Genomic DNA, 23,338 nt, shown 5'->3' on the forward strand with positions numbered 1-23,338 from the left:
CGTCCTCATCGGTAGACGGCGCGGTGCGCGGCACGCACCGTCGCCCGGTAGACGGAACCGGCCCAGCCGTCCCTGGTGAGGGCGGCCCTGGCGGCGTTCGACCCGGGCGCGCCGTGCACCGCCCCGCCGGGATGCGCCGACGCGGAGGCCAGGAAGAGCCGGTCGATCGGGGTGTCGGCCCGGCCGAGACCGGGGACGGGCCGGAAGAAGAGCTGTTGCTGGATCGCCGCGGTCCCGGCGTTGATCGAGCCTTCCACGAGGCTGTGGTTTCCCTTCTGTAGCTGGGCGGGCCCGGCGATCGCGCGGCCGGCGATCAGGTCGCGGAAGCCGGGCGCGTGCCTCTCGATGACCTCTTCCATCCGGTCGGCATGGCGCCGCAACCGGGAATCCGGCCAGGATTCGCCCCTCGGCACATGGGTGTAGGCCCAGGCCGATTCGGTTCCGGCCGGGGAGCGGGTCGGGTCGGCGGTGGTCATCTGCCCGAGCAGCAGGAAGGGGTCGTGGGGCACTCGCCCGCAGGCGAGATCGTTGGCGATGCCGGCGAGCCCGTCGAGATCCGCTCCGATGTGGACGGTCCCCGCCTGCCCGACTTCGGCGGCGCTCCACGGGATGGGTGAGGACAGCGCCCAGTCCACCTTGATCGTGGCGTCGTCCCAGACGAACCGGTCCAGATCGGACACCAGCCGCGCGGGCAGATGCCCGGCACCGACGAGATCCCGGTAGAGCACCGGAGCGGGGACGTCGGCGAGCACGGCCCGGCGGGCACGGACCCGCCGTCCGTCCGCGTCACGGACACCCACCGCCCGGCCGCCCGAGAGCGTCACTTCGGTGACCGGCGTACCGCAGACGATCTCGCCGCCCTTGGCGGTCAGGCGGTTCACCAGCGCGTCGGTCAGCCGTCCGGCCCCGCCCTCCGGGACCGGGAACCCGACGTCCTGGCCGAGCATGGTCAGCAGCCAGCCGAAGACACCGCTCCCGGCCTGGTCCGGGCCGAGATCGGTGTGCATGGCGTTGCCCGCGAGCAGCAGCCGGGCGCCCGCACCGTCGAATTTCTCCTTGCCGAGCCCGCGAGCGGTCAGCGTCAGCATCCTCGCCAGCCGGAGCGACTCCGCGGTGCCGAGCGTCTTGAACAGCCGCGCTCCCGACCGAACCGGCGGAAAGGGGCGCACGATCGCGTCCAGCAGGGGCTCGCGCAGACGCCGCCAGCTCGCGTGCTCGGCCCGGAGGTTGTCCGCGTCCCGTTCGTCGAACTCGGCGACGGAACGCGCGGTGCGTTCGAGGTCACGGGACTGCAGGACGTACCGGTCGTCGGGCAGCACATGCGCCAGGACCGCAGGGGCATGCCGCCAGCGCAGGCCGTGCTCCTCCAGGCCCAGCCCGGCGAGCACCGGTGACGCCGCTCCGAGCGGGTAGAAGGCGCTGTACACGTCGTTCCGGAAACCCGGCGCGGTGAGTTCTTCGGTCCGCACCGCGCCACCGGGTTTCGGCGTCGCCTCGATGACCAGGGTCTCCCAGCCCGCGTCGGCCAGCAGGTTGGCCGCGACCAGGCCGTTCGGCCCCGACCCGACCACGACGGCGTCGACTTCCATGATCAGGGCATACCCCGGACGCGCGGATTCAATCCCTGAAGGGCCAGCCAGGTTTCGTGTTGTTCCTCGGTCTTGGCCCACAGGGTGGCCAGCTCGTCGGCGCCGATGTCGTCCAGCGGGACCCGGAATTCCCGCAGTGTCCCGGCGAATTCGTCCAGAGAGGACAGGGTGTGGCGGTCTCCGTCGCCGCGTTTGACCGTGCGCGCGCGAAGGGCGAGCTCGCGGCCGTCGCGATGATGTTGCGCCACGAGCACCTTGGCGAACATGGAATCCGGTGATTTGGTCCGCGCGCGTTCGGCGAACTCGGCGATCTCATGGGGCGCGGTGCGGAAGTCCCAGGAGTCGATCGCCCCGCCTGAATGGTGGTGCGTCCGCCAGGTCCCGCTGTCGAGACGTTCCATCCGGAACGTCAGTTCACCTTGCTGGTGCGTACCTTCCCGCAGGGGGAGCGGTTCGAGGAACGCGTCCCCGATCCCGGTGTCGGCGAGCCAGGACTCGCCGTCGACGTCGACCAGCAGGGCGATGTGGTTGCCCCATTGACCTTCGCCGCGCGTCGAACGCAGGATGGCGGCCTCCACGATGGTCACCGCGAAGCCGGCAGCCTTCAGCAAGAGACCGAGCGCTCCGTTCATTTCGTAGCAGAGGCCGCCACGGCCGCGGCGCGCGAACTTGTCGGTCAACGCGTCCGGGGTGAGCAGGATCGGCCTGCCGAGCTGGACGTCGAGATTCTCGTAGGGGACTCGCAGCCGCCAAGCGCGGTGCAGGTTCCGCAAGGTGATCAGATCGGGCCGGACGGGCTCGCTGTACTCCAGCCGGTCGAGGAACGCGTCGATGGTCATGTTTTCTCCTCCAAGCAGCGCACCCGGAAGACGTTGATCGTAACCGCGTATCGCCTCTTCGAGCGGCAGGGCTACGACGGGACGACCACCGCCGAGGTGTCCCCCGCGACGTTCTTCAATCACTTCGCCACGAAGGAGGACCTGGTCCTCACCGAAGACGGGTCGCGCATCCTGGACGCGGGCTGGACGTGCTCATGGCGCGTGAGGCGTGCGAGACGCCGGCCGGTTTCTGGGGCGGGCGATCGAGCCGTCGTGATCACGAACGGAACCAGGCGATCCCGCGATAGGTGGAGCTGTCCGCGGCGAAGCCGTAGCCGATGATGACGGTCCCGCTCGCGTTGATGTGCTGGGCCACGATCGCTGTGAGCCCGGCAGGCGACGGAAGCGGGAGCGGTGTCGCGTCCGCGTCCCAGCGGACCGGCCGCACCGTGCCCTGGCCGGCGGATTCCCCGACGACCGTCCCGGCGTCGTCGATGTCGAAACACGTGGTGGCGTCGTCCGACGGCAAGGGCCGGAGCACGGTGGGGCGTCCGTCGGGATCCCAGCGCGCGCAGGTGCCGCGCCGGTCCGTGGTCACGCCCCAGCCGATCGCGACACCGCGCCCGGTGATCCGGACGAGCTGCCCCGCGGAGAACTCCGGGTCACCGGTCAGCAGGACCGTGCCGCCGTCGCGGTTCCACACGACACCGTCGCCGAGGATGGCGCCGGAGTCGGTGATCCCGCATGCCGTCGCGCGACGTGGCGGAGGCAGTTTGCTGATCTTCCCCGCGGCCGTCCAGCGCACCGCGGTCCGGGTGCCCGTGCCGTTCTTGGCCGAACCGACGACCTCGTCCAGTCCGTTCAGATCGTGGCCTTGTGTCTCGCCGTCGCCGGGAAGGGCGTCGAGTTCGACGGCCTCGCCGCCGGGCTCCCAGCGAAGCGCCCGCCAACGGTAACCCGGCCACATCACGTTGCCCAACACCGATCCGCGTGCGTTCACCCGGCACGCCGTACCGGAGACCGCGCCGTCGGGGAGTTCGAGCGCGAACACCCGGCCGTCGGGCCGCCAGCACACCGGCCGGAGGTGCTCGCCGACGTAGAGCGAGCCCACCACGAGTCCCGCGGCGTTGACGCTGATGGCGCGGCCACCGGAACAGCCGTCGAGGATCGGAAAAGGCGTGGGGGCACCGTCGCCGTCCCACCACACCGGCCACGAACCCGACTCGCCCACGATCGCCCCCGCGTCGTTCACGCAGTACGCGCCGGTGCCCTCGCCTTCGGAGAGCGGCCGCAGATCGACCGCCGTGAAGCCGGGTCCCTCGGGCATCGGATCGGGCACGAGTGGGCAGCCTAGTGCGAGAGCGCACGCCATGGGGAAACTTGCACTGACCGGGTGACAAGGGCGCTCCACAATGGACCTGGCTACGGAGTCAGCACGATCCTGCCGAACACCTCGCCGTCGTCCATCTTCCGGTGCGCCAGAACGGCTTTCTCCAGCGGAAGCAGCTCGTGCACCACGGAACGCAGTTCACCGCGCGCCGCCGCGGCGAACTGGTCCGCGCTCACCGCGAGCCGATCGGGCTCGGGGATCGAGTCCGCGCTGAAGGCGGCGAACGACAAAGACTTCCGGAACGACGCCATCAGCTTCGCGCCGAAGTCCGACGGAGGCATTCCCGCGACCACGCCGACGGCGACCAGGCGGCCGTTCGGATTCAGCCTGTCGAAGAAGAACGGCATGTCCACACCGGACACGATGTCGATGATCACGTCGTAACCCGCCGGGCCGTCGCCCGCGCCGGAGCGGTCGAGGACGTGGGTCGCGCCCAGTTCGCGCAGGCGGTCGCCGCGTTCGGCCGAGGACGTCGTCACCGCCACGGCGCTCGCGCCACCGCGAGCCGCGAGCTGCACGGCCATGATCCCTATGCCGCCTGCCGCTCCGCGCACCAGCACCGATTCGCCCGCCGCGAAAGGGGCGTGGGCGAGCGCGAAACGGGCCACCATGCCGGAGGTGCCGAGCGCCACCGCGTCGGCGGCGGGCAGGTTGTCGGGCAGGGGCACGACCTTGTCGGCCGGGATGGCGACCTGTTCGACGTAACCGCCGCTTTCACCGGTGAACGCCCAGACGTGCCGCCCGGTCCAGCTCGGATCGACGCCGTCGCCGACCGCCGTGACGGTGCCCGCGACCTCGTTGCCGGGGATGTGTCCTTCCCGGAAACCGAAACCGGCGAGGGCACCGCTCCGGATCACGGTGTCGACGCCGCCGACGCCGATCGCTTCCACGCCGATCAGCACTTCCCCCTCGGCGGGGACGGGGGAGGGGAGGTCGATCACGGCGAGGCCCTCGGGGGCGCCGAACGTCCGGATCTCGACTGCGCGCATTTTCGTCTCCTGCTCGTCGATCACTGCCGCGGCGGACGTTAACGGACGCCCCCGTCCGTTTTGGCTAAAGTGAGAGTGGTGACCGATCGTTTGCCTCGGATCCCGCGCTCCGACGCCCTGGACAACCGCGAACGCATCCTCGAAGCGGCTCGCGCGCTGTTCGCCACCGAAGGCCTGAACGTGCCGCTGAGGGAGGTCGCGCGCCGCGCCGAAGTCGGCCCCGCCACGCTGTACCGCCATTTCCCGACCAAGGAGATCCTGGCGACGGAGGCCTTCGCCGACCAAATGCGCGCCTGTCAGATCGTCGTGAACGACGGGCTGGCCGACCCGGATCCGTGGCGTGGCTTCTGTTCCGTGATCGAGAAGATCTGCGAGCTGCACTCGCGCGACCGGGGTTTCACGGCCGCCTTCGTCTCGGCCTTCCCCAAGGCGGTGGATTTCACCGCGGCCCGCGACCACGCGCTCAAGGCGATCGCCGAGCTGGCCGGCCGGGCCAAGGACGCCGGAAGACTGCGGCCCGACTTCGTCCTCGACGACCTGATCCTCATGCTCATGGCCAACAACGGGATCCAGGCCGCTTCGGCGGCCGCGCAGATCGCGGCGTCCCGGCGGTTCGCCGCGCTCGTGATCCAGGCCTTCCGGGCCGTGCCGGAGCCGTCGCCGCTGCCACCGGTGGCGCGGCTCGCCCTCGTGTTGCCGGGCCTGACGCGCTGAATCATCTCCGGCGGGCGACCCTGAGAAGATCCCTGTGCTCCATTAGTACCAGGGAGGGAGGCGACATCGTCCTCCAAGCCGATGCCCGATATGCCCGCGGCTTCGTAGTTTTGCCGGTATGAAACGAACTTCAGTGGTCATCGCCGTACTCTGCGCGGCAACGCTCGTTTCCCCGGCCGTCGCGTCCGCGGCGCCATCCCTGCACCGGACACTGCAGCGCGACGCCGACACGCTCGTGGCGAACGGTTCACCCGGCGTGCTCATGGAGGTGAGCACGGACAAGGGAAGCGTCAAGGTGCGCAGCGGTCACGGCGATCTGCGGACCAGGACCCCGATGCCGTGGAACGGCCACTTCCGGATCGCCAGTTTCAGCAAGACCTTCCTGTCCGCGACGATGCTCCAGCTCGTCGGTGAGGGACGGCTTTCCCTGGAGGACACCGTGGACCGGTGGCTGCCGGGGGTGGTGAGCGGGAACGGCAACGACGGCAAGGCCATCACCATCCGGCAGTTGCTGCAGCACACCAGCGGCCTGCACGACTACATGGCGGAACTCGACCTCTTCACCGAGAAGGGCTTCCTGCGTCACCGGTTCGACGAGCTCAGCGCGACGGAGGCGGTGAAACTGGCGGTCGGCAAGCCGCCGGAGTTCGCGCCGGGGACGAGCTGGGGTTACTCCAACACCAACTACGTACTCGCCGGGCTCGTGACCGAGAAGGTGACCGGCCAGGACTGGCGGCGGGCGATCATCGACCGGATCGTCCGCCCGTTGGACCTGCGCGAGACCACCCTGCCCCATACGTCGCCGTTCATCCCCGCGCCGCACGCGCGCGGCTACGACCGGTTCGTCGTCGAGGGTTCGAACCCGCCGCTGCTCGGACGGCGGGTGGACGTGACGCTGATGAACCCGTCGATGGGCGGGGGAGCGGACGGCTCGATCAACAGCACCACCGAGGACGGCAACAAGTTCCTGCGGGCGCTGCTGGGCGGCAAGGTGCTCAAACCCGCGCAGCTGGCCGAAATGAAGAAGACCGTGCCCGCGCCGGGGCTCGGCGAGTACGGTCTCGGCCTCCAGAAGACGACCAGCTCCTGCGGCGCTTACTGGGGCCACGGCGGCGCGCTGCCCGGCTATCTGACGGGGAACGGCGTGACCGAGGACGGCAAGCGCAGCGTGATGGTCTCGCTGAACACCCTCACGCCGTACCTCCCCGGTGCGCCACTGCCGGAGGTGCATCCGATCGAGCCGGTGATCGACCACGCACTCTGCGGCCGCGCCTGATCCGCCTCGTGAGTGGCGAGGACGGTTCTAACCCGTCCTCACCACTCACGAGCCCCAAGACCTCGCGGCCTCCACCAGCGCCTCGACGCATTCCGCGACGGCGGGCCGCGTTTCCCCTAGCGGCTGCACGGCGTACAGCTGCCGGTGCAGGGCCGGTTCGAGCGGGGCGCACACCACGGTCGGCGGCGCGATCGTGGTGGCCATACCCGGCACCAGCGTGACCGCGCCCAGCCCGGCGACGACGGCGAACTGCGTGCCGAAACCGCTGACCGTATGCCGCACGATCGGCTCGATCCCGCGTTCGCGCAGGGTCTGGCGGATCCAGGCGTTCGCCAAGGTCGGGCGCGCCCACGCGACCCAGATCTCCTCCGCGAGCTCCTCGGCGCGCACCGAATCCGCCCCGGCCAGCGGATGTCCGGCCGGCAGCACGATCATCGCCGAGTCGTCGCGCAGTTCGGTCCAGCGAGTGGCGGGCGGCCGGGTGAGCGGCAGGTTCTCCCAGCTTTCGACGACCACGACGTCGAAGACGCCGTCGGCCAGCGCGGGAAGGGCCACTTCGGGTTCGACCTCGTGCAGCCGCGCCTCGATTCCGGGATGACGGACGGCGAGGCCGGTGAGCGCGGGCGTGATGAACGTGTGCACGCCCGAGGGAATCGCGCCGATCTCGACGACGCCGGTGGTCTCCCCGGTCAGGGAGTCCAGGTCGGCGCGGGCGGCGCGGAGTTCGGCGAGCACCCGGTCCGAGCGCTGCGCCAGCAGCAGCCCCGCCGGGGTGAGCCGCACGCCACGCCCGTGCCGTACGAGCAGCCCGGTGCCCGCCTCCCGTTCCAGTTTGGTCAGCTGCTGGGAGATCGCCGACGGCGTCACGTGCAGCAGCTCGGCCGCCGCGGCGAGCGATCCCCGCCGCCACACCGCGTGCAGCATCCGCAGCCGTTCCACATTGGACAGATCGCCACTCATTAGCCGAGCTTAACCCTCGGGGTAAGAGGATCTCGCTGGTCCTCGCGGTCGTCGTGCGATCGAATCGAAGACATGCGGCACAACCGAATCCTCATCGATCCACGGGTGCAAGGAGTGCTCGGAGCCCTCGCGATCGCCCTGTCCGCCCCGCTCGTCGCGCTGTCCGGTGTCAGCTCGACGACCGCGACGTTCTTCCGCTGCCTGTTCGCGTTGCCGATCCTGGTGATCCTGGCGCGCTCTCGTGAACGGGGAGAGCGACCGACTCCGGCCGCGCGACGCCGGCATGTGCTGGCCGGTGTCCTGCTCGGGATCGACATGGTGCTCTGGAGCGAGGCGATCCTCTCCGTCGGCGCGGGCGTCGCCACGGCGCTGGTGAACGTCCAGGTGGTCCTCGTCCCGCTGGCCGGGCTGCTGTGGTTCGGCGAACGACCGCCGCGGGCGTTCTGGTTGTCCATCCCGGTGATGCTGGCGGGGACGGCGCTGGCCGGGGGACTGGCGGACGGTGGTGCCGCGGGCAGCGACCCCTGGTACGGCACCGTCATGGCGGTGCTGGCGGGTGTGGCCTACGCCGGATACCTGATCCTGTTGCGGCGCGCCGGAACCGACGGCGGCGGCCGCACGACGATGCTCGCCACCGCGACCGCGGCGTCGGCGAGCGTGGGCGGTCTTTCGGGACTGTTCGCCGGGAATCTCGACGTCACGCCGCCCGTTTCGGCGTTGCTGTGGCTGTTCGTGCTGGCCGTGACCGGGCAGGTGCTCGGTTGGCTCCTGATCGGACGCGCGCTGTCCGCCCTGCCCGCGAGCGGCGGGTCCGCCGTGCTGATGCTGCAACCCGCCGCCGCGATCCTGTTCGGGGCCGCGCTGCTCGGCCAATGGCCGACACCGCCGCAGCTGGCGGGCTGTGCGCTCGTCGTCGCGGCGGTGGGGGCCGTGTCGTTCCTCGGCGGCCGGTCGTCAGGGGACGACCAGCACCGGCCAGTGCCCGGTCCGGATGAGCTTGGTCGCGACCGACCCCGCGAACCGGTGACCGGCCTGCTGTGAGGCACCGACCACGACGGTGTCGACCAGGCAGCGGTCGGCGGTGTCGCGCAGCGCGGTGTACGGATCGCCGAAGGTCTTCAGGAAGCTGACCGGCACTTCCAGCTCTTCGGCCGCCGTGCGGATCTGCTCGCGGATCTCTTCGTGGAGCCGTGTCGCCGTGTCGAGTTCCACCGTCGCCGCGACCGCGGGGCCGAGCGTCGGACGGCAGACGAAGGCGACGATCAGCCTGCCGCCCTCGCGCCGGGCCATGCCGAAGGCGAAGGCGGCCGCCCGCATCGCCGTGTCGGAGCCGTCGACCCCGGCCAGGATGGCCCGCCCCGTGTGGTGCCGGGGCGGGCCGAAACGCTCCACAGTGGACTCGAAGGCGCCGTTCATCGCGCGACCGGGACTTCCGGCTCCGTCTCCACATCGAGCGTGGTGCGCAGGGTGAGCGGCTTGAGCAGCAGTGCCGCGATCACCCCCACGACGCCCACCGCCGCGGAGATCAGGAAGATGTGCGCGGTCGCGTCGCCGTACACGGTGTGCACGATCGTCTGGACCTCCGGCGGCAGCGCCTTGAGGTTCAGCGCGCTGACGCCGCCCGTCGACGCACTCCCCGCCGGCACGTGCAGCGCGGTGGACAGGTCGGCGGTGACCCGGTTCGCGAGGACCGCGCCCAGCACCGAGACGCCGATGGTGCCGCCGAGCGACCGGAAGAACGTGACCGACGCGCTGGCCGCGCCCAGATCCCGCAGCGGCACGGTGTTCTGCACGGCGAGGACGAGGTTCTGCATCGTCATGCCGACCCCGATACCGACCACCGCCATCGCGATACCCACCAGCCACAGCGGCGAGGCGTGGTCGACGGTGCCCAGCCCGAGGAAACCGATCACCAGGGTGATCGTGCCCGCCACGATGTACGGCTTCATCCGTCCGGTGCGGCTGATCAGGCGTCCGGACACGGTCGAGGAGACGAGCACGCCGCCCATCAGCGGAATGGTCAGCAGACCGGCTTCGGTGGGGGAGTAGCCGCGGCCGATCTGGAAGTACTGGCCGAGGAACACCGCGCCGCCGAACATCGCCATCCCGACCGCGAGGCTCGCGACGATCGCCAGTGCCGGGGTGCGCTGGGTGATGATGTGCAGCGGGACGACGGGTTCGCGGACCTTGCGTTCCACCAGCACGGCGAGGACGAGGAGCACGACGCCGCCCGCCACCATGACGGCCGTTTGCCAGGACAGCCAGTCGAAGCCGTTGCCCACGAACGAGACCCAGATCAGCAGCACACTCACGCCCGCCGCGATGAGCCCGGCGCCGAGGTAGTCGACCTGGACGTCCTCCCGGCGCACGGTCTCCAGCTTCAGGGTCCGCTGCAGCACGATGAACGCCGCCACCGCGATCGGCACGCCGACGAAGAAGCACCAGCGCCAGCCGAGCCACGGCACGTCCACGATCAGGCCGCCGAGCAGCGGCCCGCCGACCGTGGCGACCGCCATGACCGCGCCGAGGTAACCGTTGTAGCGGCCGCGTTCACGCGGCGGGATGATCGCCGCGATCACGACCTGGACCAACGCCTGCAGGCCGCCGACGCCGATGCCCTGGAACGCGCGGGCGGCGATCAGCTGTCCGGTGTTCTGGCTGAATCCGCTGATCGTCGAGCCGATCACGAAGATCACGATCGCGATCTGCACCAGCGTCTTCTTGTTGAACAGGTCGGCGAGTTTGCCCCAGATGGGTGTGGTGGCCGTCGCCGCCAGCAGGGTGGCCGTGACCACCCACGTGTACTGCGTCTGCGTGCCGTTCAGCGAGCCGATGATCAGGGGCAGGGCGGTCGACACGACCGTCGAGCTGATCATCGCCACGAGCAGCGCGAGCAGCAGGCCGGACAGCGATTCGAGCACCTGCCGGTGTCCCATCGCCCCTGACGGTGCCTCGGTCTTCATGGCGTCCTTTCGAGTGGCGCTTATTGCTCATTGTGCAAACTTGCACAGTGGGAACTTTATTCCCGTCGCTACGCTGTCCTGGTGGACACCCTCGACACGCTCCGCACCCGCAAGAAGGCGGCGACGCGGCAATCACTGCACGAGGCCGCGCTCCGGCTGGCGATGGAGCACGGTCTCGACGGCGTGACCGTCGAGGACATCGCCGACGCGGTGGGCGTGTCCCGGCGGACCTTCTCGAACTACTTCGCGAACAAAGAGGACGCGATCCTGCACGCCGACCGCGAACGCACCGGGCTGCTGGTGTCGCTGGTCGAGGGCAGGCCGCCCGGCGAAAAACCCTGGCAGGCGCTGCGTGCGGCGTGCCGGGAGCTGTACCGCGCGCATCCCGTGCCCGACCGCGAATGGGTGGCGCAGCTGCGGCTGCTGCGGCGGCATCCGTCACTGCTCGCGCGGCAGGCGGGCGATCAGTTCGCCCTCGAACGCGACTTGATCGCGGTGTTGCTGGCCAGGGGCCACGGCCTCGACCAGGAGCTGGCCAGGCTCACCGCGGCGACCTTCCTCGCCACGTTGCGGACGGGGAACGTGCTGTGGCTGGAAGGTCCCGAGGAACAGCCGCTGCCCGAGGTCGTCGACCGGTTGCTGGGCCGCGTTCAGCTGCGCTGACCGAGGGCGTACGCGGTCGTCACCACCGTGGTGGCCGCGCGGACGAAGGCGGCGACGGCCGGTGAGCGGGAGTCCTGCGGCCACATCACGGCGAGCGTCGTGGGCTCCAGATCGTCCACGGGCAGGTACGTGATGCCCGCCCGCCGGTAGCGATCCGCCACCGAGACCGGCAGGAAGCACACGATGGCGCCGAGCTCGACCAGTTTGAAGATCTGCGTGAGATCCGAGACGGGACCGTGGGGTGCCGCGGTGGCGGGCGGACCGGCCGAAGGACCCTGACCGGCGGGCGCGCCGTCGGGGAGGAGCCGGCCTTCGAGATCCGCCAGGGTCAGCCGCGACCGGGCCGCCAGGGGATCGTTCGCCGCCAGTGCCACGAGCCGGGGTTCGGTCAGCAGCGGCTCGAAATCCAGGCGGCGCGCGTCGAACGGGGACGGCACGAGCGCCACGTCCGCCCGCCCGTCACGCAGTTGCGACGGTTGTTCGCCCCGGCCGCCGAGGACCAGTTCGATCGGCAGGGCGCCTTCTTCGGCTTCGTACGCCTCGATGATCTTCGGCAGCAAGCCGGCGTCGTGGTCGGCCTTCAACGCCAGGCGCAGCCGGGGATCGGGGCGGCCCGCCTGCCGTGCCCGCCGCTCCGCCGCGGCGACCGCTTCGAGTGCGGTCCTCGCGTCCCGCAGGAAGACCTCGCCCGCGCTCGTCAGCGTGACCTGGCGGGTGGTGCGTTCGAGCAGCCGGACGTCCAGCCGTCGTTCGAGGTCCCGGATTGCCCTGGACAGCGGCGGCTGCGCCATCGAAAGCCGCTCGGCGGCGCGGCCGAAATGCAGCTCCTCCGCGACCGCGACGAAGTACTTGAGCTGCCGCGTCTCCAGGTCACTCATATCCCCAGGGTATCAATGGCGACCGAGGTGATCCTTCAGCGCGACGGCCGTCGTGGCTTGACTGGGTGACGTCGAAAATCCCCTATCACCTCGGAGTCTTCATGATCGTCGTCACCGCGCCGACCGGACAGATCGGCAGCCGGGTGCTCGGCACCCTTCTCGAAAGTGGCGAACCGATCCGCGTGATCGCCCGTGATCCCGCCCGTCTGCCCGACCACGTCCGCGAGCGCGTCGAGGTCGTCAAGGGTTCGCACAGTGACGCCGCTGTCGTCGACGAAGCCTTCGCGGGCGCCGACACCGTTTTCTGGCTGGTCGCCGCGGATCGCCGTGCCGAAAGCCTCGAAGCCGCCTATCTGGACTTCACCCGGCCGGCTTGCGCGGCCATCGAGAAGCACGGCGTGTCACGGGTCGTCGGCATCTCGGCGCTCGGCCGCGGCTTCGCGGAGAACACCGGATACCTGTCGGCCTCGCACGCCATGGACGACCTGATCGCGGGCACGGGCGTGGCCTACCGCGCGCTGACGATGCCCACGTTCATGGACAACATCCTGTGGCAGGCCGGATCGATCGGCGAGGACGGTGTCTTCTTCGGCCCGCTTCCCGGCGACCTCAAGGCGCCGACCTGTGCCACCCGCGACATCGCCGACGTGGCGGCCGGATGGCTGCTCGACCGGTCGTGGCGGGGTGTCGCCGACGTTCCGGTCCTGGGCCCGGAAGACCTGTCCCAGAACGATCTCGCGGAGATCATGTCCGACGTCCTCGGGCGGCCGGTCCGCTATCAGCGGGTGGCCATGGACGCCTTCCGCGCGACGCAGCTCGAACACGGCTGGTCCGAGGCGATGGCACAGGGAATGGTCGACATGATGGCCGCGAAGGAGGCGGGGATCGACAACGCCGAACCGCGGACCCCGGAGGCCACCACGCCGACCACCTTCCGTCAGTGGTGCGAGGAGGTGCTCAAAGCCTCGTGAGTGGTAAGGACGGTTCTAACCGTCCTTACCACTCACGAGCATTTTCGCGGCCACCGCCGCCCCGTCGGTCCGGATCGTGTCCGCCACGGCCTTCGCCCGCGCGCCGGTCGCGGGGGAGAGGGCCGTGGTGAGCGCGGCGGTCAGGGATTCGACGGTCGGCAGCGGATCCTGGTGTGCCACACCGATTCCCAGTTCCGCCACCCGCCCGGCCCAGAACGGCTGGTCCGCGATCCGGGGGACGACCACCTGGGGCGCGCCCGCTCGGGAGGCCGTCGTCGTGGTGCCCGCGCCACCGTGGTGCACGACGGCGGCCACCCGGCGGAACAGCGCCTGCTGATTGACCTCGCCGACGACGAAACAGTCGTCGGCGTCGTCGATCGAAGCCAGACCCGCCCAGCCGCGGGCGAGCAGGATCCGCCGTCCCAGCCCGCGGGCGGACTCGATGGCGACCCGGGCGATGTCCTTCGGTGCGTACGCGGCCATGCTGCCGAAGCCCACGTACACCGGCGGCTCACCGGCCTGAAGGAATTCCTCCAGATCGGCCGGGAGCGGGCGGTCGTCGGGCCGGATCCACGCTCCCGTCGGGACGAGATCGAGATCCGTCATCCCTTCCGACGGGCACAGAACCGGGTCCGCCGCCAGCCACGGCGAGCCGGTGAAGACGTGATCGCGGACGTTGTCCACCGGCGGCAGCCCGATCGCCGCCCGGTGGCTGTTGAGCGCCCCGCCGTACAAGGCGTCGACGCGTTCGGCGTCCTGCCGCCACAGCACCCGGTTGTCGGTCTCGCCCTCCGGCGACGGCGTGCCCGGCCGCACCCCCGGGGCGAAATGCCGCGACGGCAGCCCGAAGGTGTGGAAACACGCGTACACGTAAGGAATTCCGAGTTTCTCCGCGACGTCCCGCGCGCCGGCGGGCAGCAGGCCGGTCGCGAGGATCGCGTCGCACCCTTCTTCCGCCGCGGCGGAAAGTGTTTCGAATCGAGCGGCCACCAGCGCCGGGGCGAGCTTCAACGCGTCTTCCCCAGTCGGCGGTTTCGGTCCGGCGACCACCGAATGCACCGTCGGGCCGAGCGGCACCGAAGGCACACCGGCCTGCTTCAGCAATTTCACGAATTCCTCGTCCGGCGGCGCGCACACCAGCGCCTCCGCACCGAGTTTCCGTACTTCGACCGCGAGTGCCACCAAGGGTTCGACATCCCCGCGTGACCCCCACGTCGTCAGCAAAAAACGCACTTCGCGACTCCCATTTCCACAGCCATCGGCCTTCGGCGGGCAATTCTGGGGGATGACCGGGGCCTTGCCGCAAGCCCCCATGTCCGCTATAAGTTGAAGGGGGCGGGGAAATGTTCGCTTTGTTCGTCCACTCTGGACGCCTTCTTCAGATCGAGCCCGTGCGCAGCGCGAAGGCGACGGCGTGCGTGCGGTTGTGCAGGCCGTACCGCGACATCACGCGGTGGAGGACGTTCTTCACCGTGCTCTCCGAATAGGCGAGTTTGGCCGCGATCTCCTCCGTGCCATGGCCGTCGGCGAGCAGGCGGAGCACCTCGCGTTCCCGGTCGGACAGTCCGGACAACGCGAGCCCGTTGGGGACCAGCAGGTCCTCCTGGATCCGTTCGAGCTGGGAGAGCAGGCTGCCCTGCAGGCGTGGCGGTAGCGCGCCCGCGCCCTGGCTGACCGCGAGGATCGTCCGCACGAGGTGCTCGCCGTCGAGGTCGCGTCGTGGCAGCAGCGCGGCCATGCCGCATTCGATGGCCGTCATCAGGACCTGGACCGGGAAATGGTCGGTGACGATCACGCATCTCGGTGGTGCAGGGAGCGACGACGCGGCGCGAACCTGGCGCAGGAAGGCGAAAACCCCGTCGCCGATCGAGTCTCCGACGGTCACGACGACTTCGGCGGACCCGAGGTCGGCGTCGGACAGCACGTCCAGCCGCTCGTCGGCGCCGAGGATGCTCGTCGTGCCCAGCCCGGCCAGCAGATCCGGGGCGTGCACGGCGACTCTGACGCGGTCGGTCCTCCTGCTGATCTTCTCCCCGTGAATCATGAACGAAGTCCCCCCGAAGCGCCCGGATAACGATGTTAGTAGCTCTTGCGGTACTTAGAAGCTATAACGTTACAACGTTGCATGTCAACCGCGGCAACGTCACAGGGCAAGACGCTCGAGAGGCGGGAAAGGTTCAGTGCGAAGGCGATCGGCCGGTCACCGGGTCGTGAGGTCGTCCAGTTCGGCCGAGATCAACAGATCGGGGTCGAATTTCATTCCGGTGAAATGGCCGGCGAGTTCGAGCGAGAGCACGCCGTGCAGGCGGGTCCAGAAGGCGAGCGCGCGGTGGAGGGTCGCAGATGGGGCCGGATCGTCGCCCGCCCAGTCACGGTGACCGTCGAGGTGCTTGTCGAACGGGGTTTCCGGGCCGTCCACGGGGATCGCGCGGCACGCTTCGAGCAGCACGGCCATGACCTCGCTCGAAATGGCGGTGGTGTCTTCGGGCGCGTGGTAGCCGGGGACAGGCGTGCCGTAGATGAGGAAATAGCGCTGCGGGTCGCTCCGGGCCCAGTCCCGGATGGTGACGGCGAGCCCGGCCAGATCGGCACCGCCGTCGAACGCCGCCCGGACGGTGTCGGCGAGGCTCCGGTACGCGTCGCGGATGAGCGCGGTGATCAGGTCGTCGCGGCTGGCGAAGTACCGGTACAGGGCCGGACCGCTCATGCCCACCTGTTTCGCGATCGCGTTGAGCGACAGCGCGGGCACCCCGGCGGTGGCGATCTGCTCCCACGCGTGCTGTTTGATCTCCGCGCGCACCTGGTCGCGATAGCGCTCCCGCGGGCTCTGCCCGTCCGCGTTGGTCATCGGCCCTCCCGCTCCGTCGGCCCGAAGGGTAGCAGCGCCAATTCGGCCGAAGCCTGTTCCCGCCACGCGCCGAACGACGGCCCAGGGGAGAGTTCCACAGCAAGGGTCAGGCATTCCCTCGCCTCGTCGAACGCGCCGGCCTCCCGCCAGGCCCGTCCCTCGCGGATCGCGCTGAGCACTTCCAGCCCGCCGAAACCACCTTCCCAGGCGAGCCACCGGCTGGTGCGGTACTGGCCCGCCGCTTCCCGCCATTCGGCGAGATCGGCGAGCACGTCGCCGATGGCGCGCAGGGTCAGGGTCTTCAGCAGCCGATGGAAATCGGGATACGTGTCGCCCGCCAGCCGTTCGGCGTCGGAGAGCACGGCCCGGTGCACGGCGAGCGCCTCGGTGTGCCGCCCGGCGTTGAGCAACGCGCGCCCGTACATGTTCCGCGCCGTGGTCTGCCCGTCCCAGAACGGCAGTTCGTGCGCCAGTTCGTACCCGCGCTTCGCGAACTCGAACGCTTCCTCGCCCTGCCCGGTCAACCGCAGCACCCCGCCGAGATAGATGCACGCCCACGTCCGCTCGACCTGATCGCCGATCCGGACGGCGATGTCCAGCGCGCGGCGGTGCTCCGCCACCGCACTCTCGTCGTCACCGAGACAAACGCTCGCCGCCCAGCCGACGAAGTTGAGCAGCTTCGCCTCGGCCCCGGCGTCGCCGAGCGCGCCCGCCGCGGCGGCACCGAGCGAGAAGATCTCCCACCACGGCCGCTGGGCACTCCGTCCGTCGGAGTACCAGTGCAACGCGATGGCGAGATCGCGGACCTCCCGATGCCGTCCCTTGCGCGCCCCCAGCCGATGCGCGGCGACCCAGTTCTCGCCTTCGACGTCCAGCCAGCGGGCGGCCTCGTCCCGCGAGCCGAACCGGCCGGTGTCGGATGCCTTGGGATAGAACAACCTGGCCGCTTCGGCCGCCTTGTCGAGCAGGTGGACGAGCACGATGTCACGCGCGGCGGGGTCTTCCTCCGCCTCGAACCGTTCCTCCGCGAACAGGCGGATCAGGTCGTGGAACTGGTGCCGTTCGGGTTCCGCCGTGGTCTGCAGGAGGCTGGCGTCGACGAGTTCGTCGAGATGATCGCGCACGTCGGCGGGGGCCGCGCCGGAAACGACGATCGCGAGCTCCAGGCCGAAATCCGCGCCGGGTACGGTCGCCAGCCGCCGGAACAGCCGTCGTGCCTCGGCCGAGACCGCGCGATACGACAGGTCGAAGGCCGAGCGCAGTTGCAGATCGCCCGCCGCGAGCGCGCGCAGCCGGGTGCTTTCGTCGCGCAGCCGGTCGGCGAGCTGGGCGAGGGACCACTGCGGCCGGGTGGCGAGCCGGTTGCCCGCGATCCGGACCGCGAGCGGCAGGAATCCGCACAGTTCGACGAGTTCGCGCGCCGCGGCGGGCTCCGCGCGGATCCGGTCGGCGCCGACGATCTTGGCGAGCAGTCCGGTCGCGCCGTCGTCCGACAGCGGTTCGAGCCCCAGCCAGCGGGCGCCTTCGAGTCCGGCGAGCGTACGACGGCAGGTGATCAGGGTGAGGGAGCCGGGTCCGGCGACCAGCAGCGGACGGATCTGTGCTTCGTCGGCGGCGTTGTCGAGCAGGAGCAGGACCTTCCGTCCTTCGAGCAGCATCCGCAGCAACGCCGACCGTTCGGCTTCGGAGGCGGGCACCTGTCCCGGCGCGACGTCCAGCGCGCGCAGCAGCCGGTCGAGCGCGGCCCGGGCGCTCAACGGTTCCTCGTCCATTCCGCGCAGGTCCACCGCGTAGCCGCCGTCCGGGAACTCCGCCCGCCACAGATCCGCCGCGGTCACCGCGAGCGCGGTCTTCCCGACCCCGGCCTGTCCGACGATCGCGACCACGCCACCGCCCTCGGCGACCTTCGCGGAAAGCTGGTCCAGCTCGTTCTCGCGGCCGGACAGATCCGCGGTGGGCGCGGGCAGCGCGCAGGTCGCCGCGACCTGGGCGGCCAGCGCCGGATTCCGGCGCCGCCCCTGTTCGGCGACGGTCAGGAAGAACTCGCGGTCACGTCCGGTCAGGCCGAGCGCGTCGGCCAGCACCTCGGCGGAGCGTCGCTGCGCGGCCCGTGCGCGGCCGCGTTCCAGTTCGCGCAGGGCACGGACACTGATCCCGGAGGCCTCGGCCAGCCGCGCCTGTGTCCATCCCGCGGCCCGCCGATGCTCGAGCAGGAGCTTGCCGAACACCGACCGCGTCTCGTTCGCCTCCACCGCGGTCCATTCAACCGGCAGGCTTGCGATGACGGAAAGCTGCCCCCCGCTTCCACTTGTCCCGCCTTCTCCGCGGCCGGTTACCTGGAAGGCATGTCGACGATCATGACGACGCCCGTCCGCCCGGTCGTCCGGACCGGGGAGCGGCGGGAGATCCGGGTCGCCGTGCACGCGGGTGATCCGCTCGTCCTGGCGGGGCTGCGCAGCGCGCTCGGCGGCGGCCCCGGCATCAGCTTGCGCGAGGACCCGGCGAAGGCCGACGTCCTCGTCGCGGTCGCGGGCGACGACCCGCGGCACCTCCCGGCCGGGCCCGCCCGTCTGGTGCTGGTGGCCGACCACCCCAACCAGGCCGAGCTGTGGGCCGCGGTGGAACGCGGACTCGCCGTCGTCGTCGCGCGTTCCGAGGCGACGCCGGGGCGGTTGCTGCGCGCGGTCGCCGACGCCCACGCCGGCCGGGGCGATCTGCCCGCCGAGCAGCTCGGCAGTCTGTTGCGCGGGATTTCGCGGCTGCACAAGGAAGTTCTCCAGCCGCGCGAACTCACGCTCAGTGGCTTGTCGCCCCGCGAGACCGAAGTGCTCCGGTTGCTCGCGGAGGGATTCGACACCGGCGAGATCGCCCGGAGGGTGGCCTACTCCGACCGGACCGTGAAGAACATCCTGCACGGCCTGCTCAGCCGGTTCAATCTGCGCAACCGCACCCACGTCGTGGCGTACGCGCTCCGCGAAGGTCTCATCTGAGCGCCTTCAGATGACCCCTTCCCGGATCGCGTAGGCCACCGCGTGCGACCGGTTCCGCAACCTCAGCCGGTCGGTGACCGCGTAGATGACGTTCTTCACCGTCCGTTCCGAATAGGCGAGTTCGGTCGCGATCTCCTGGGTGTCGAACCCGTCCGCCATCAGGCGGAGGACGTCGATCTCCCGCGAGGAGAGCGCGGCGCCCGCCGGTCCGTCCGGCGCGAGCGGCTCCCGGTGGAGCCGCTCGGCTTGGTCGGCCAGCCTGCCGAGGAGCTCGCGCGGCGGATCCACGGTGCGCGACGCGGCGGCGCGGACGCTGTCGGCCACGCGGGAGTCGGTCATCGCCGACCGCGGCAGGATGGCGACCACCTTGCACACCACCGCCGCCGTGAGGCCGCCCTCCTCGATCCGGTCGGTCACCAGCACGATCGGCTTGCCGAGTTCGGCGGCGACCGCGCGCAACGCGGCGACCGCGTCGGCCGAAAGCCGGTCGAAAGCGGCGACGACGACATCGGTTTCGGCCCGTGCCCGGCCTGCGGTCACCACCACGGACGCGCGTGTCTCGAGAAGGTCGACCATGCCGGCCTTCGTGATGGGGTCCAGGGCGCAGACGCTCACCCGAACTGTTCGCATGTGTCCGTCTTCCGTCCACTGTGGATCTTCGTTTTGTCAAGGGCCGCAAGGACAAAAAGCGTTGCCCGCATACGCGAGCGGACCTCTTGTACGGTGGGAACCGGGTAGCGGCCCGCCTCGGGTGACCCCCACATCCGGCGGCGGGTCGCTTCCTTTTCGCGCGGCTCGCGGCGATTCTCGCCCGCCGTGAACGACACCGGCAACGCGTTCGGCCGTGTCCTGCTTCCCCCGCCAGTCGAGACTGATCGAAGGGGCAAAAATGCCCCCGACCTGCGTAGACGCCACTTTGGCATCATGTGGCGCCAACTTGGCCTTGCGGTGGCGCCATCATGGTGCCATGATGGCATCATGGATTTGACGCCCTTTGTGGACACCGTTCGCCGGGAACTCGCCGTCGCCGCCGAGGCGGGGGGAGCCGAGGCGAGCGCGCTCGCCGAACGCCTGACCGCGCCGCTCGCGTCGGCCATTCGTCTCGCGCTGCTGGACGCGTTGTCCGCCGCGTCGGACGAGATCACCCGTGACCTCGCGCCGGGTTCGGTCGAGGTCCGGCTGCGTGCCGGGGAAGCCAGCTTCGCCGTCACGCTTCCCGCGGTCGAACAGGCCGCACCTGCCGCTCCTGCCGCACCTGTCGCGCCGGAGCCGCCGCTGCCGGACGAGGAAGGGGCCACGGCCCGGATCAACTTCCGGCTCCCGGAAAACCTCAAGACACGCGTCGAGGAAGCGGCGGCCGCGCAAGGCCGTTCGGTCAACGCGTGGCTCGTGCGAGCCGCGTCCGCGGCGTTGCAGCCGGCGGAGCGGGCCACGCCGCCCGCCCCGATGAGCGGCGGCCATCGCGGCGTCCAGCGTTACACCGGCTGGGTCAGCTAGACCTCCCGGACCAGCACAAACACCGATCACACCACCTCTGAGGGGACAACCATGCCTTCTTTCGCCACCCCGGAACCCATTCTCGCGGACCTCGAACCGGTCGTCGGCAACGTCCGGATCGTCGCCGGGGACCGCACCGACACGGTCGTCGAAGTCGCCCCGCTCGACGAGAACAACGAATCCGACGTCGACGCCGCGAAGCGCACCGTCGTCGAATTCTCCGGCGGCACCTTGACCGTCCGCGCGCCGAAGATGCGCCTGCTCGATTTCTCCAGGCGGACGAGGTCGATCGACGTGACCATCGAACTGCCCGCCGGCTCCCGGGTGCAGGGGAGCACCGGCCTCGGCGACCTGACCGTGACCGGGCGGATCGGCGCCTGCCGCTACAAATCCGGCACCGGGCACATCCGGCTGGACCGTACCGGTGAGCTGAAACTGCACACCGCGTCCGGGAACATCGTCGTCGAGCACGCCGACGGCAACGCCGACATCAGCACGAGTTCCGGCCGCGTGCAGGTCGGCGCGATCGACGGCACCGCGGTGGTCAAGAACTCCAACGGGCCCACCACCGTCGGGACCGTCGCCGACTCGATCCGCCTCCGCTCGGCCAATGGCGACATCACCGTCGACAAGGCCGAAAGCGGTGTCGAAGCCAAGACCGCCAACGGATCCGTCCGTGTCCTCGACGCGGCCAGGGGCACGCTCACCCTCGAAACGTCGCTGGGGGACGTCGAAATCGGCATCCGCGAGGGCAGCGCGGCCTGGCTCGACGTGAACACCAGCTTCGGCCGCGTCCTCAACGACATGACCGCCTCCACCGCGCCCGGCGACGCGACCGACAAGGTCGAAGTCCACGCCGGTACCGCCGTCGGCGACATCATCGTCCACCGTTCCTGAAGGGAATCCCGATGCGAAACCCGGCCATTTCCGCGACCGGACTGCGCAAGTCCTACGGCGACAAGGTCGTCCTGGACGGCATAGACCTGCATGTCCCGTCCGGCACCGTCTTCTCCTTGCTCGGCCCCAACGGCGCGGGCAAGACCACCACGGTCAACATCCTGTCCACTTTGGTCACTCCGGACGCCGGTGGCGCGATCATCGCCGGAGCCGACCTGGCCACCGACCCGGACGGTGTCCGCGCCGCGATCGGCCTCACCGGCCAGTTCTCCGCGGTGGACAATCTGCTCACCGGCGAGGAAAACCTGTTCCTGATGGCGGATCTGCACCATCTGCCGCGCCGCGAGGGCCGCAGACGTGCCGCCGAACTCCTGGAACGCTTCGAGCTGACCGACGCCGCGAAGAAGACGTCATCGACGTTTTCGGGTGGCATGCGCCGCAAACTCGACCTGGCGATGACGCTGATCGGCGACCCCAAGGTCATCTTCCTCGACGAGCCGACCACCGGCCTCGACCCGCGCAGCCGCCGCACGATGTGGCAGATCATCCGCGACCTCGTCGACGGCGGGGTGACGATCTTCCTCACGACGCAGTACCTGGAGGAAGCGGATCAGCTCGCCGACCGGGTCGCCGTACTCGACGGCGGCCGGATCGTCGCGCTCGGCACGCCCGACGAACTGAAACGACGCGTACCCGGCGGGCACATGCAACTGAAGTTCCCCGACGCGGTCTCGTTGCGTGACGCGACCCGCGTGCTTCAGGTGTCCACTTCGGACGATGAAGCCCTGGCACTCCGCGTGCCGACCGACGGCACCGTCGCCGCCCTACGCGCCGTCCTGGACCGGCTCGACGACGAAGCCGTCGCCGTCGACAGTCTCACCGTGCACACGCCGGACCTCGACGACGTGTTCCTCAGCCTCACCGGTCACCGGACCGAAGCGACCAAGGAGATGGCCCGATGAGCAGCCTCGCCCTTTCGGTGCGCGACTCGACGACCATGCTGCGCCGCAACATCCGGCATATGCGACGGTATCCGTCGCTCACCATCATGCTGATCGGCCAGCCGATCGTGTTCCTGCTGCTGTTCGTCTACGTTTTCGGCGGCACACTCGGGAACGGTCTCGGCGGCGGAGGCGGCCGGGCCGAATACGTCGGCTATGTCACGCCCGCCATCCTGCTCGTCACCGTGTGCAGCGCCGCTCTCGGCACCGCGATCTCAGTGGCGACGGACATGACCGAAGGCATCATCGCGCGGTTCCGCACGATGGCGATCAGCAAGGCCTCGGTCCTGACCGGGCACGTCGTCGGCGCGTTCATCCAGACGGCATTCGCGCTCGCCGTGGTCTTCGGGGTCACGCTGCTCATCGGCTTCTCCCCGACGGCGGGGGTCGGCGAATGGTTCGCCGTCGTCGGTGTGCTGCTGTTGCTGACCATCGCGCTCACGTGGCTTTCGGTGGCGCTGGGCCTGGCGGCCAAGAGCGTGGAAACGGCCAGCAACACACCGATGATCTTCATGTTGCTGCCGTTCCTCGGCAGCGGATTCGTGCCGACCGATTCGATGCCGGCCTGGCTGCGCTGGTTCGCTGATTACCAGCCGTTCACGCCCGTCATCGAGACCATTCGCGGTCTGCTGCTCGGGACTCCGATCGGCAACAGCGGCTGGCTCGCGATCGGCTGGTGCGTCCTGCTCTCGGTCGTCGGGTATGTGTGGTCGAAATCCTTGTTCGCCAAGGAACGTGACCGCTGATCTGGGGTTACCACTGGGGGTCGCCCCGGGCCGGGTTTCTTCCGGTCCGGGGCGCTTGGCTTTCGCATTTAGTCGACTGAATGCGAAGGTTGCTCAGGGTGATTCGGCGTTGGCGGCTGTTTCACCCTTCAGTGTTGTCGGTGCGAGT

The 23,338-nt window shown here is 70.0% G+C and carries 24 protein-coding genes; 11 read left to right on the forward strand and 13 right to left on the reverse strand.

The features are described from left to right. Positions 1-5: 5 nt before the first annotated feature. Positions 6-1,589, reverse strand: coding sequence for an NAD(P)/FAD-dependent oxidoreductase (locus ED92_RS33315; protein ID WP_037345236.1), 1,584 nt, complete (start codon positions 1,587-1,589; stop codon positions 6-8). Positions 1,590-1,591: 2 nt separating this feature from the next. Beyond that, the gene (locus ED92_RS33320; RefSeq protein WP_037345237.1) at positions 1,592-2,428 is read right to left on the reverse strand and encodes an arylamine N-acetyltransferase; all 837 of its coding nucleotides are present in this window, start codon (positions 2,426-2,428) and stop codon (positions 1,592-1,594) included. Between ED92_RS33320 and ED92_RS42155 the strand changes: the two genes are divergently transcribed. Next, positions 2,348-2,749 carry a TetR/AcrR family transcriptional regulator gene (locus ED92_RS42155; RefSeq protein WP_235213424.1) on the forward strand — a complete coding sequence of 134 codons (402 nt, stop codon included), beginning with the start codon at positions 2,348-2,350 and terminating at the stop codon, positions 2,747-2,749. The two genes, ED92_RS33320 and ED92_RS42155, sit on opposite strands and share 81 nt — an antisense overlap. Here the strand turns inward: ED92_RS42155 and ED92_RS33325 are convergent. Next, positions 2,685-3,746, reverse strand: coding sequence for a hypothetical protein (locus tag ED92_RS33325; RefSeq protein ID WP_081975981.1), 1,062 nt, complete (start codon positions 3,744-3,746; stop codon positions 2,685-2,687). The genes ED92_RS42155 and ED92_RS33325 overlap by 65 nt on opposite strands. An 83-nt stretch (positions 3,747-3,829) precedes the next feature. Beyond that, entirely contained in the window at positions 3,830-4,786 is a 957-nt protein-coding gene (locus tag ED92_RS33330) for a zinc-dependent alcohol dehydrogenase family protein (RefSeq protein ID WP_037345802.1), read from the reverse strand. 78 nt (positions 4,787-4,864) lie between these two features. Between ED92_RS33330 and ED92_RS33335 the strand changes: the two genes are divergently transcribed. Together ED92_RS33335 and ED92_RS33340 are read left to right on the forward strand one after the other, a co-directional pair. Beyond that, positions 4,865-5,500, forward strand: a complete 636-nt coding sequence (locus ED92_RS33335) for a TetR/AcrR family transcriptional regulator (RefSeq protein WP_037345240.1) — start codon at positions 4,865-4,867, stop codon at positions 5,498-5,500. A gap of 118 nt (positions 5,501-5,618) precedes the next feature. Then, complete coding sequence (locus tag ED92_RS33340) at positions 5,619-6,776, forward strand: serine hydrolase (protein WP_235213425.1); 1,158 nt, start codon at positions 5,619-5,621, stop codon at positions 6,774-6,776. Between the two features lie 45 nt (positions 6,777-6,821). Here the strand turns inward: ED92_RS33340 and ED92_RS33345 are convergent, their stop codons facing one another. Further along, complete coding sequence (locus ED92_RS33345; RefSeq protein ID WP_037345244.1) at positions 6,822-7,736, reverse strand: LysR family transcriptional regulator; 915 nt, start codon at positions 7,734-7,736, stop codon at positions 6,822-6,824. 72 nt (positions 7,737-7,808) lie between these two features. Here ED92_RS33345 and ED92_RS33350 point away from each other — a divergent pair, with 72 nt between their 5' ends. Next, positions 7,809-8,777 (forward strand): DMT family transporter, encoded by a 969-nt coding sequence (locus ED92_RS33350; RefSeq protein ID WP_037345246.1) that lies wholly within the window; start codon positions 7,809-7,811, stop codon positions 8,775-8,777. Here the strand turns inward: ED92_RS33350 and ED92_RS33355 are convergent. Further along, positions 8,691-9,152 (reverse strand): universal stress protein, encoded by a 462-nt coding sequence (locus ED92_RS33355; RefSeq protein WP_052121029.1) that lies wholly within the window; start codon positions 9,150-9,152, stop codon positions 8,691-8,693. The genes ED92_RS33350 and ED92_RS33355 overlap by 87 nt on opposite strands. Next, the gene (locus tag ED92_RS33360; protein ID WP_037345248.1) at positions 9,149-10,699 is read right to left on the reverse strand and encodes an MDR family MFS transporter; all 1,551 of its coding nucleotides are present in this window, start codon (positions 10,697-10,699) and stop codon (positions 9,149-9,151) included. Before ED92_RS33360 ends, ED92_RS33355 begins: the two co-directional genes overlap by 4 nt. Positions 10,700-10,780: 81 nt before the next feature. Here ED92_RS33360 and ED92_RS33365 point away from each other — a divergent pair, with 81 nt between their 5' ends. Beyond that, positions 10,781-11,362: a TetR/AcrR family transcriptional regulator gene (locus ED92_RS33365; protein ID WP_037345250.1), complete on the forward strand. Its 582-nt coding sequence runs from the start codon at positions 10,781-10,783 to the stop codon at positions 11,360-11,362. Here the strand turns inward: ED92_RS33365 and ED92_RS33370 are convergent. Then, complete coding sequence (locus tag ED92_RS33370; RefSeq protein WP_037345252.1) at positions 11,350-12,240, reverse strand: LysR family transcriptional regulator; 891 nt, start codon at positions 12,238-12,240, stop codon at positions 11,350-11,352. The genes ED92_RS33365 and ED92_RS33370 overlap by 13 nt on opposite strands. Before the next feature lie 101 nt (positions 12,241-12,341). Between ED92_RS33370 and ED92_RS33375 the strand changes: the two genes are divergently transcribed. Next, positions 12,342-13,211 carry an NAD(P)H-binding protein gene (locus ED92_RS33375; protein WP_037345253.1) on the forward strand — a complete coding sequence of 290 codons (870 nt, stop codon included), beginning with the start codon at positions 12,342-12,344 and terminating at the stop codon, positions 13,209-13,211. A gap of 15 nt (positions 13,212-13,226) precedes the next feature. On the opposite strand, the gene ED92_RS33380 is transcribed toward ED92_RS33375, so the two are convergent. From ED92_RS33380 to ED92_RS33395, 4 genes are all read right to left on the reverse strand, one after another. Beyond that, on the reverse strand, positions 13,227-14,444 hold the full coding sequence (locus ED92_RS33380) for a glycosyltransferase (protein ID WP_037345254.1): 1,218 nt from the start codon (positions 14,442-14,444) through the stop codon (positions 13,227-13,229). A 145-nt stretch (positions 14,445-14,589) separates the two neighbouring features. Then, positions 14,590-15,255 carry a response regulator transcription factor gene (locus ED92_RS33385; RefSeq protein WP_037345255.1) on the reverse strand — a complete coding sequence of 222 codons (666 nt, stop codon included), beginning with the start codon at positions 15,253-15,255 and terminating at the stop codon, positions 14,590-14,592. A 156-nt stretch (positions 15,256-15,411) separates the two neighbouring features. Then, entirely contained in the window at positions 15,412-16,059 is a 648-nt protein-coding gene (locus tag ED92_RS33390; RefSeq protein WP_037345256.1) for a TetR/AcrR family transcriptional regulator, read from the reverse strand. Continuing rightward, positions 16,056-18,311, reverse strand: coding sequence for an NB-ARC domain-containing protein (locus ED92_RS33395; protein WP_037345259.1), 2,256 nt, complete (start codon positions 18,309-18,311; stop codon positions 16,056-16,058). Before ED92_RS33395 ends, ED92_RS33390 begins: the two co-directional genes overlap by 4 nt. A 93-nt stretch (positions 18,312-18,404) precedes the next feature. Between ED92_RS33395 and ED92_RS33400 the strand changes: the two genes are divergently transcribed. Then, a complete protein-coding gene (locus tag ED92_RS33400; RefSeq protein WP_037345261.1) occupies positions 18,405-19,049 on the forward strand; it encodes a LuxR C-terminal-related transcriptional regulator in 645 nt (214 codons plus the stop codon). A 6-nt stretch (positions 19,050-19,055) separates the two neighbouring features. Here the strand turns inward: ED92_RS33400 and ED92_RS33405 are convergent, their stop codons facing one another. Beyond that, entirely contained in the window at positions 19,056-19,625 is a 570-nt protein-coding gene (locus ED92_RS33405; protein ID WP_081975998.1) for a LuxR C-terminal-related transcriptional regulator, read from the reverse strand. Positions 19,626-20,027: 402 nt separating this feature from the next. Here ED92_RS33405 and ED92_RS33410 point away from each other — a divergent pair, with 402 nt between their 5' ends. Genes ED92_RS33410 through ED92_RS33425 form a run of 4 tightly spaced genes read left to right on the forward strand, consistent with a single transcriptional unit; the run spans position 20,028 to position 23,190 of the window. Beyond that, positions 20,028-20,546 (forward strand): toxin-antitoxin system HicB family antitoxin, encoded by a 519-nt coding sequence (locus ED92_RS33410; RefSeq protein WP_037345264.1) that lies wholly within the window; start codon positions 20,028-20,030, stop codon positions 20,544-20,546. 51 nt (positions 20,547-20,597) lie between these two features. Continuing rightward, positions 20,598-21,443 carry a DUF4097 family beta strand repeat-containing protein gene (locus ED92_RS33415; RefSeq protein ID WP_037345266.1) on the forward strand — a complete coding sequence of 282 codons (846 nt, stop codon included), beginning with the start codon at positions 20,598-20,600 and terminating at the stop codon, positions 21,441-21,443. Positions 21,444-21,454: 11 nt separating this feature from the next. Continuing rightward, on the forward strand, positions 21,455-22,405 hold the full coding sequence (locus ED92_RS33420; RefSeq protein WP_037345268.1) for a daunorubicin resistance protein DrrA family ABC transporter ATP-binding protein: 951 nt from the start codon (positions 21,455-21,457) through the stop codon (positions 22,403-22,405). Beyond that, entirely contained in the window at positions 22,402-23,190 is a 789-nt protein-coding gene (locus tag ED92_RS33425) for an ABC transporter permease (RefSeq protein WP_037345269.1), read from the forward strand. Before ED92_RS33420 ends, ED92_RS33425 begins: the two co-directional genes overlap by 4 nt. The last annotated feature ends 148 nt before the right edge of the window (positions 23,191-23,338 follow it).

Source organism: Amycolatopsis sp. MJM2582, from assembly GCF_000754115.1.
Classification (GTDB): Bacteria; Actinomycetota; Actinomycetes; order Mycobacteriales; family Pseudonocardiaceae; genus Amycolatopsis; species Amycolatopsis japonica.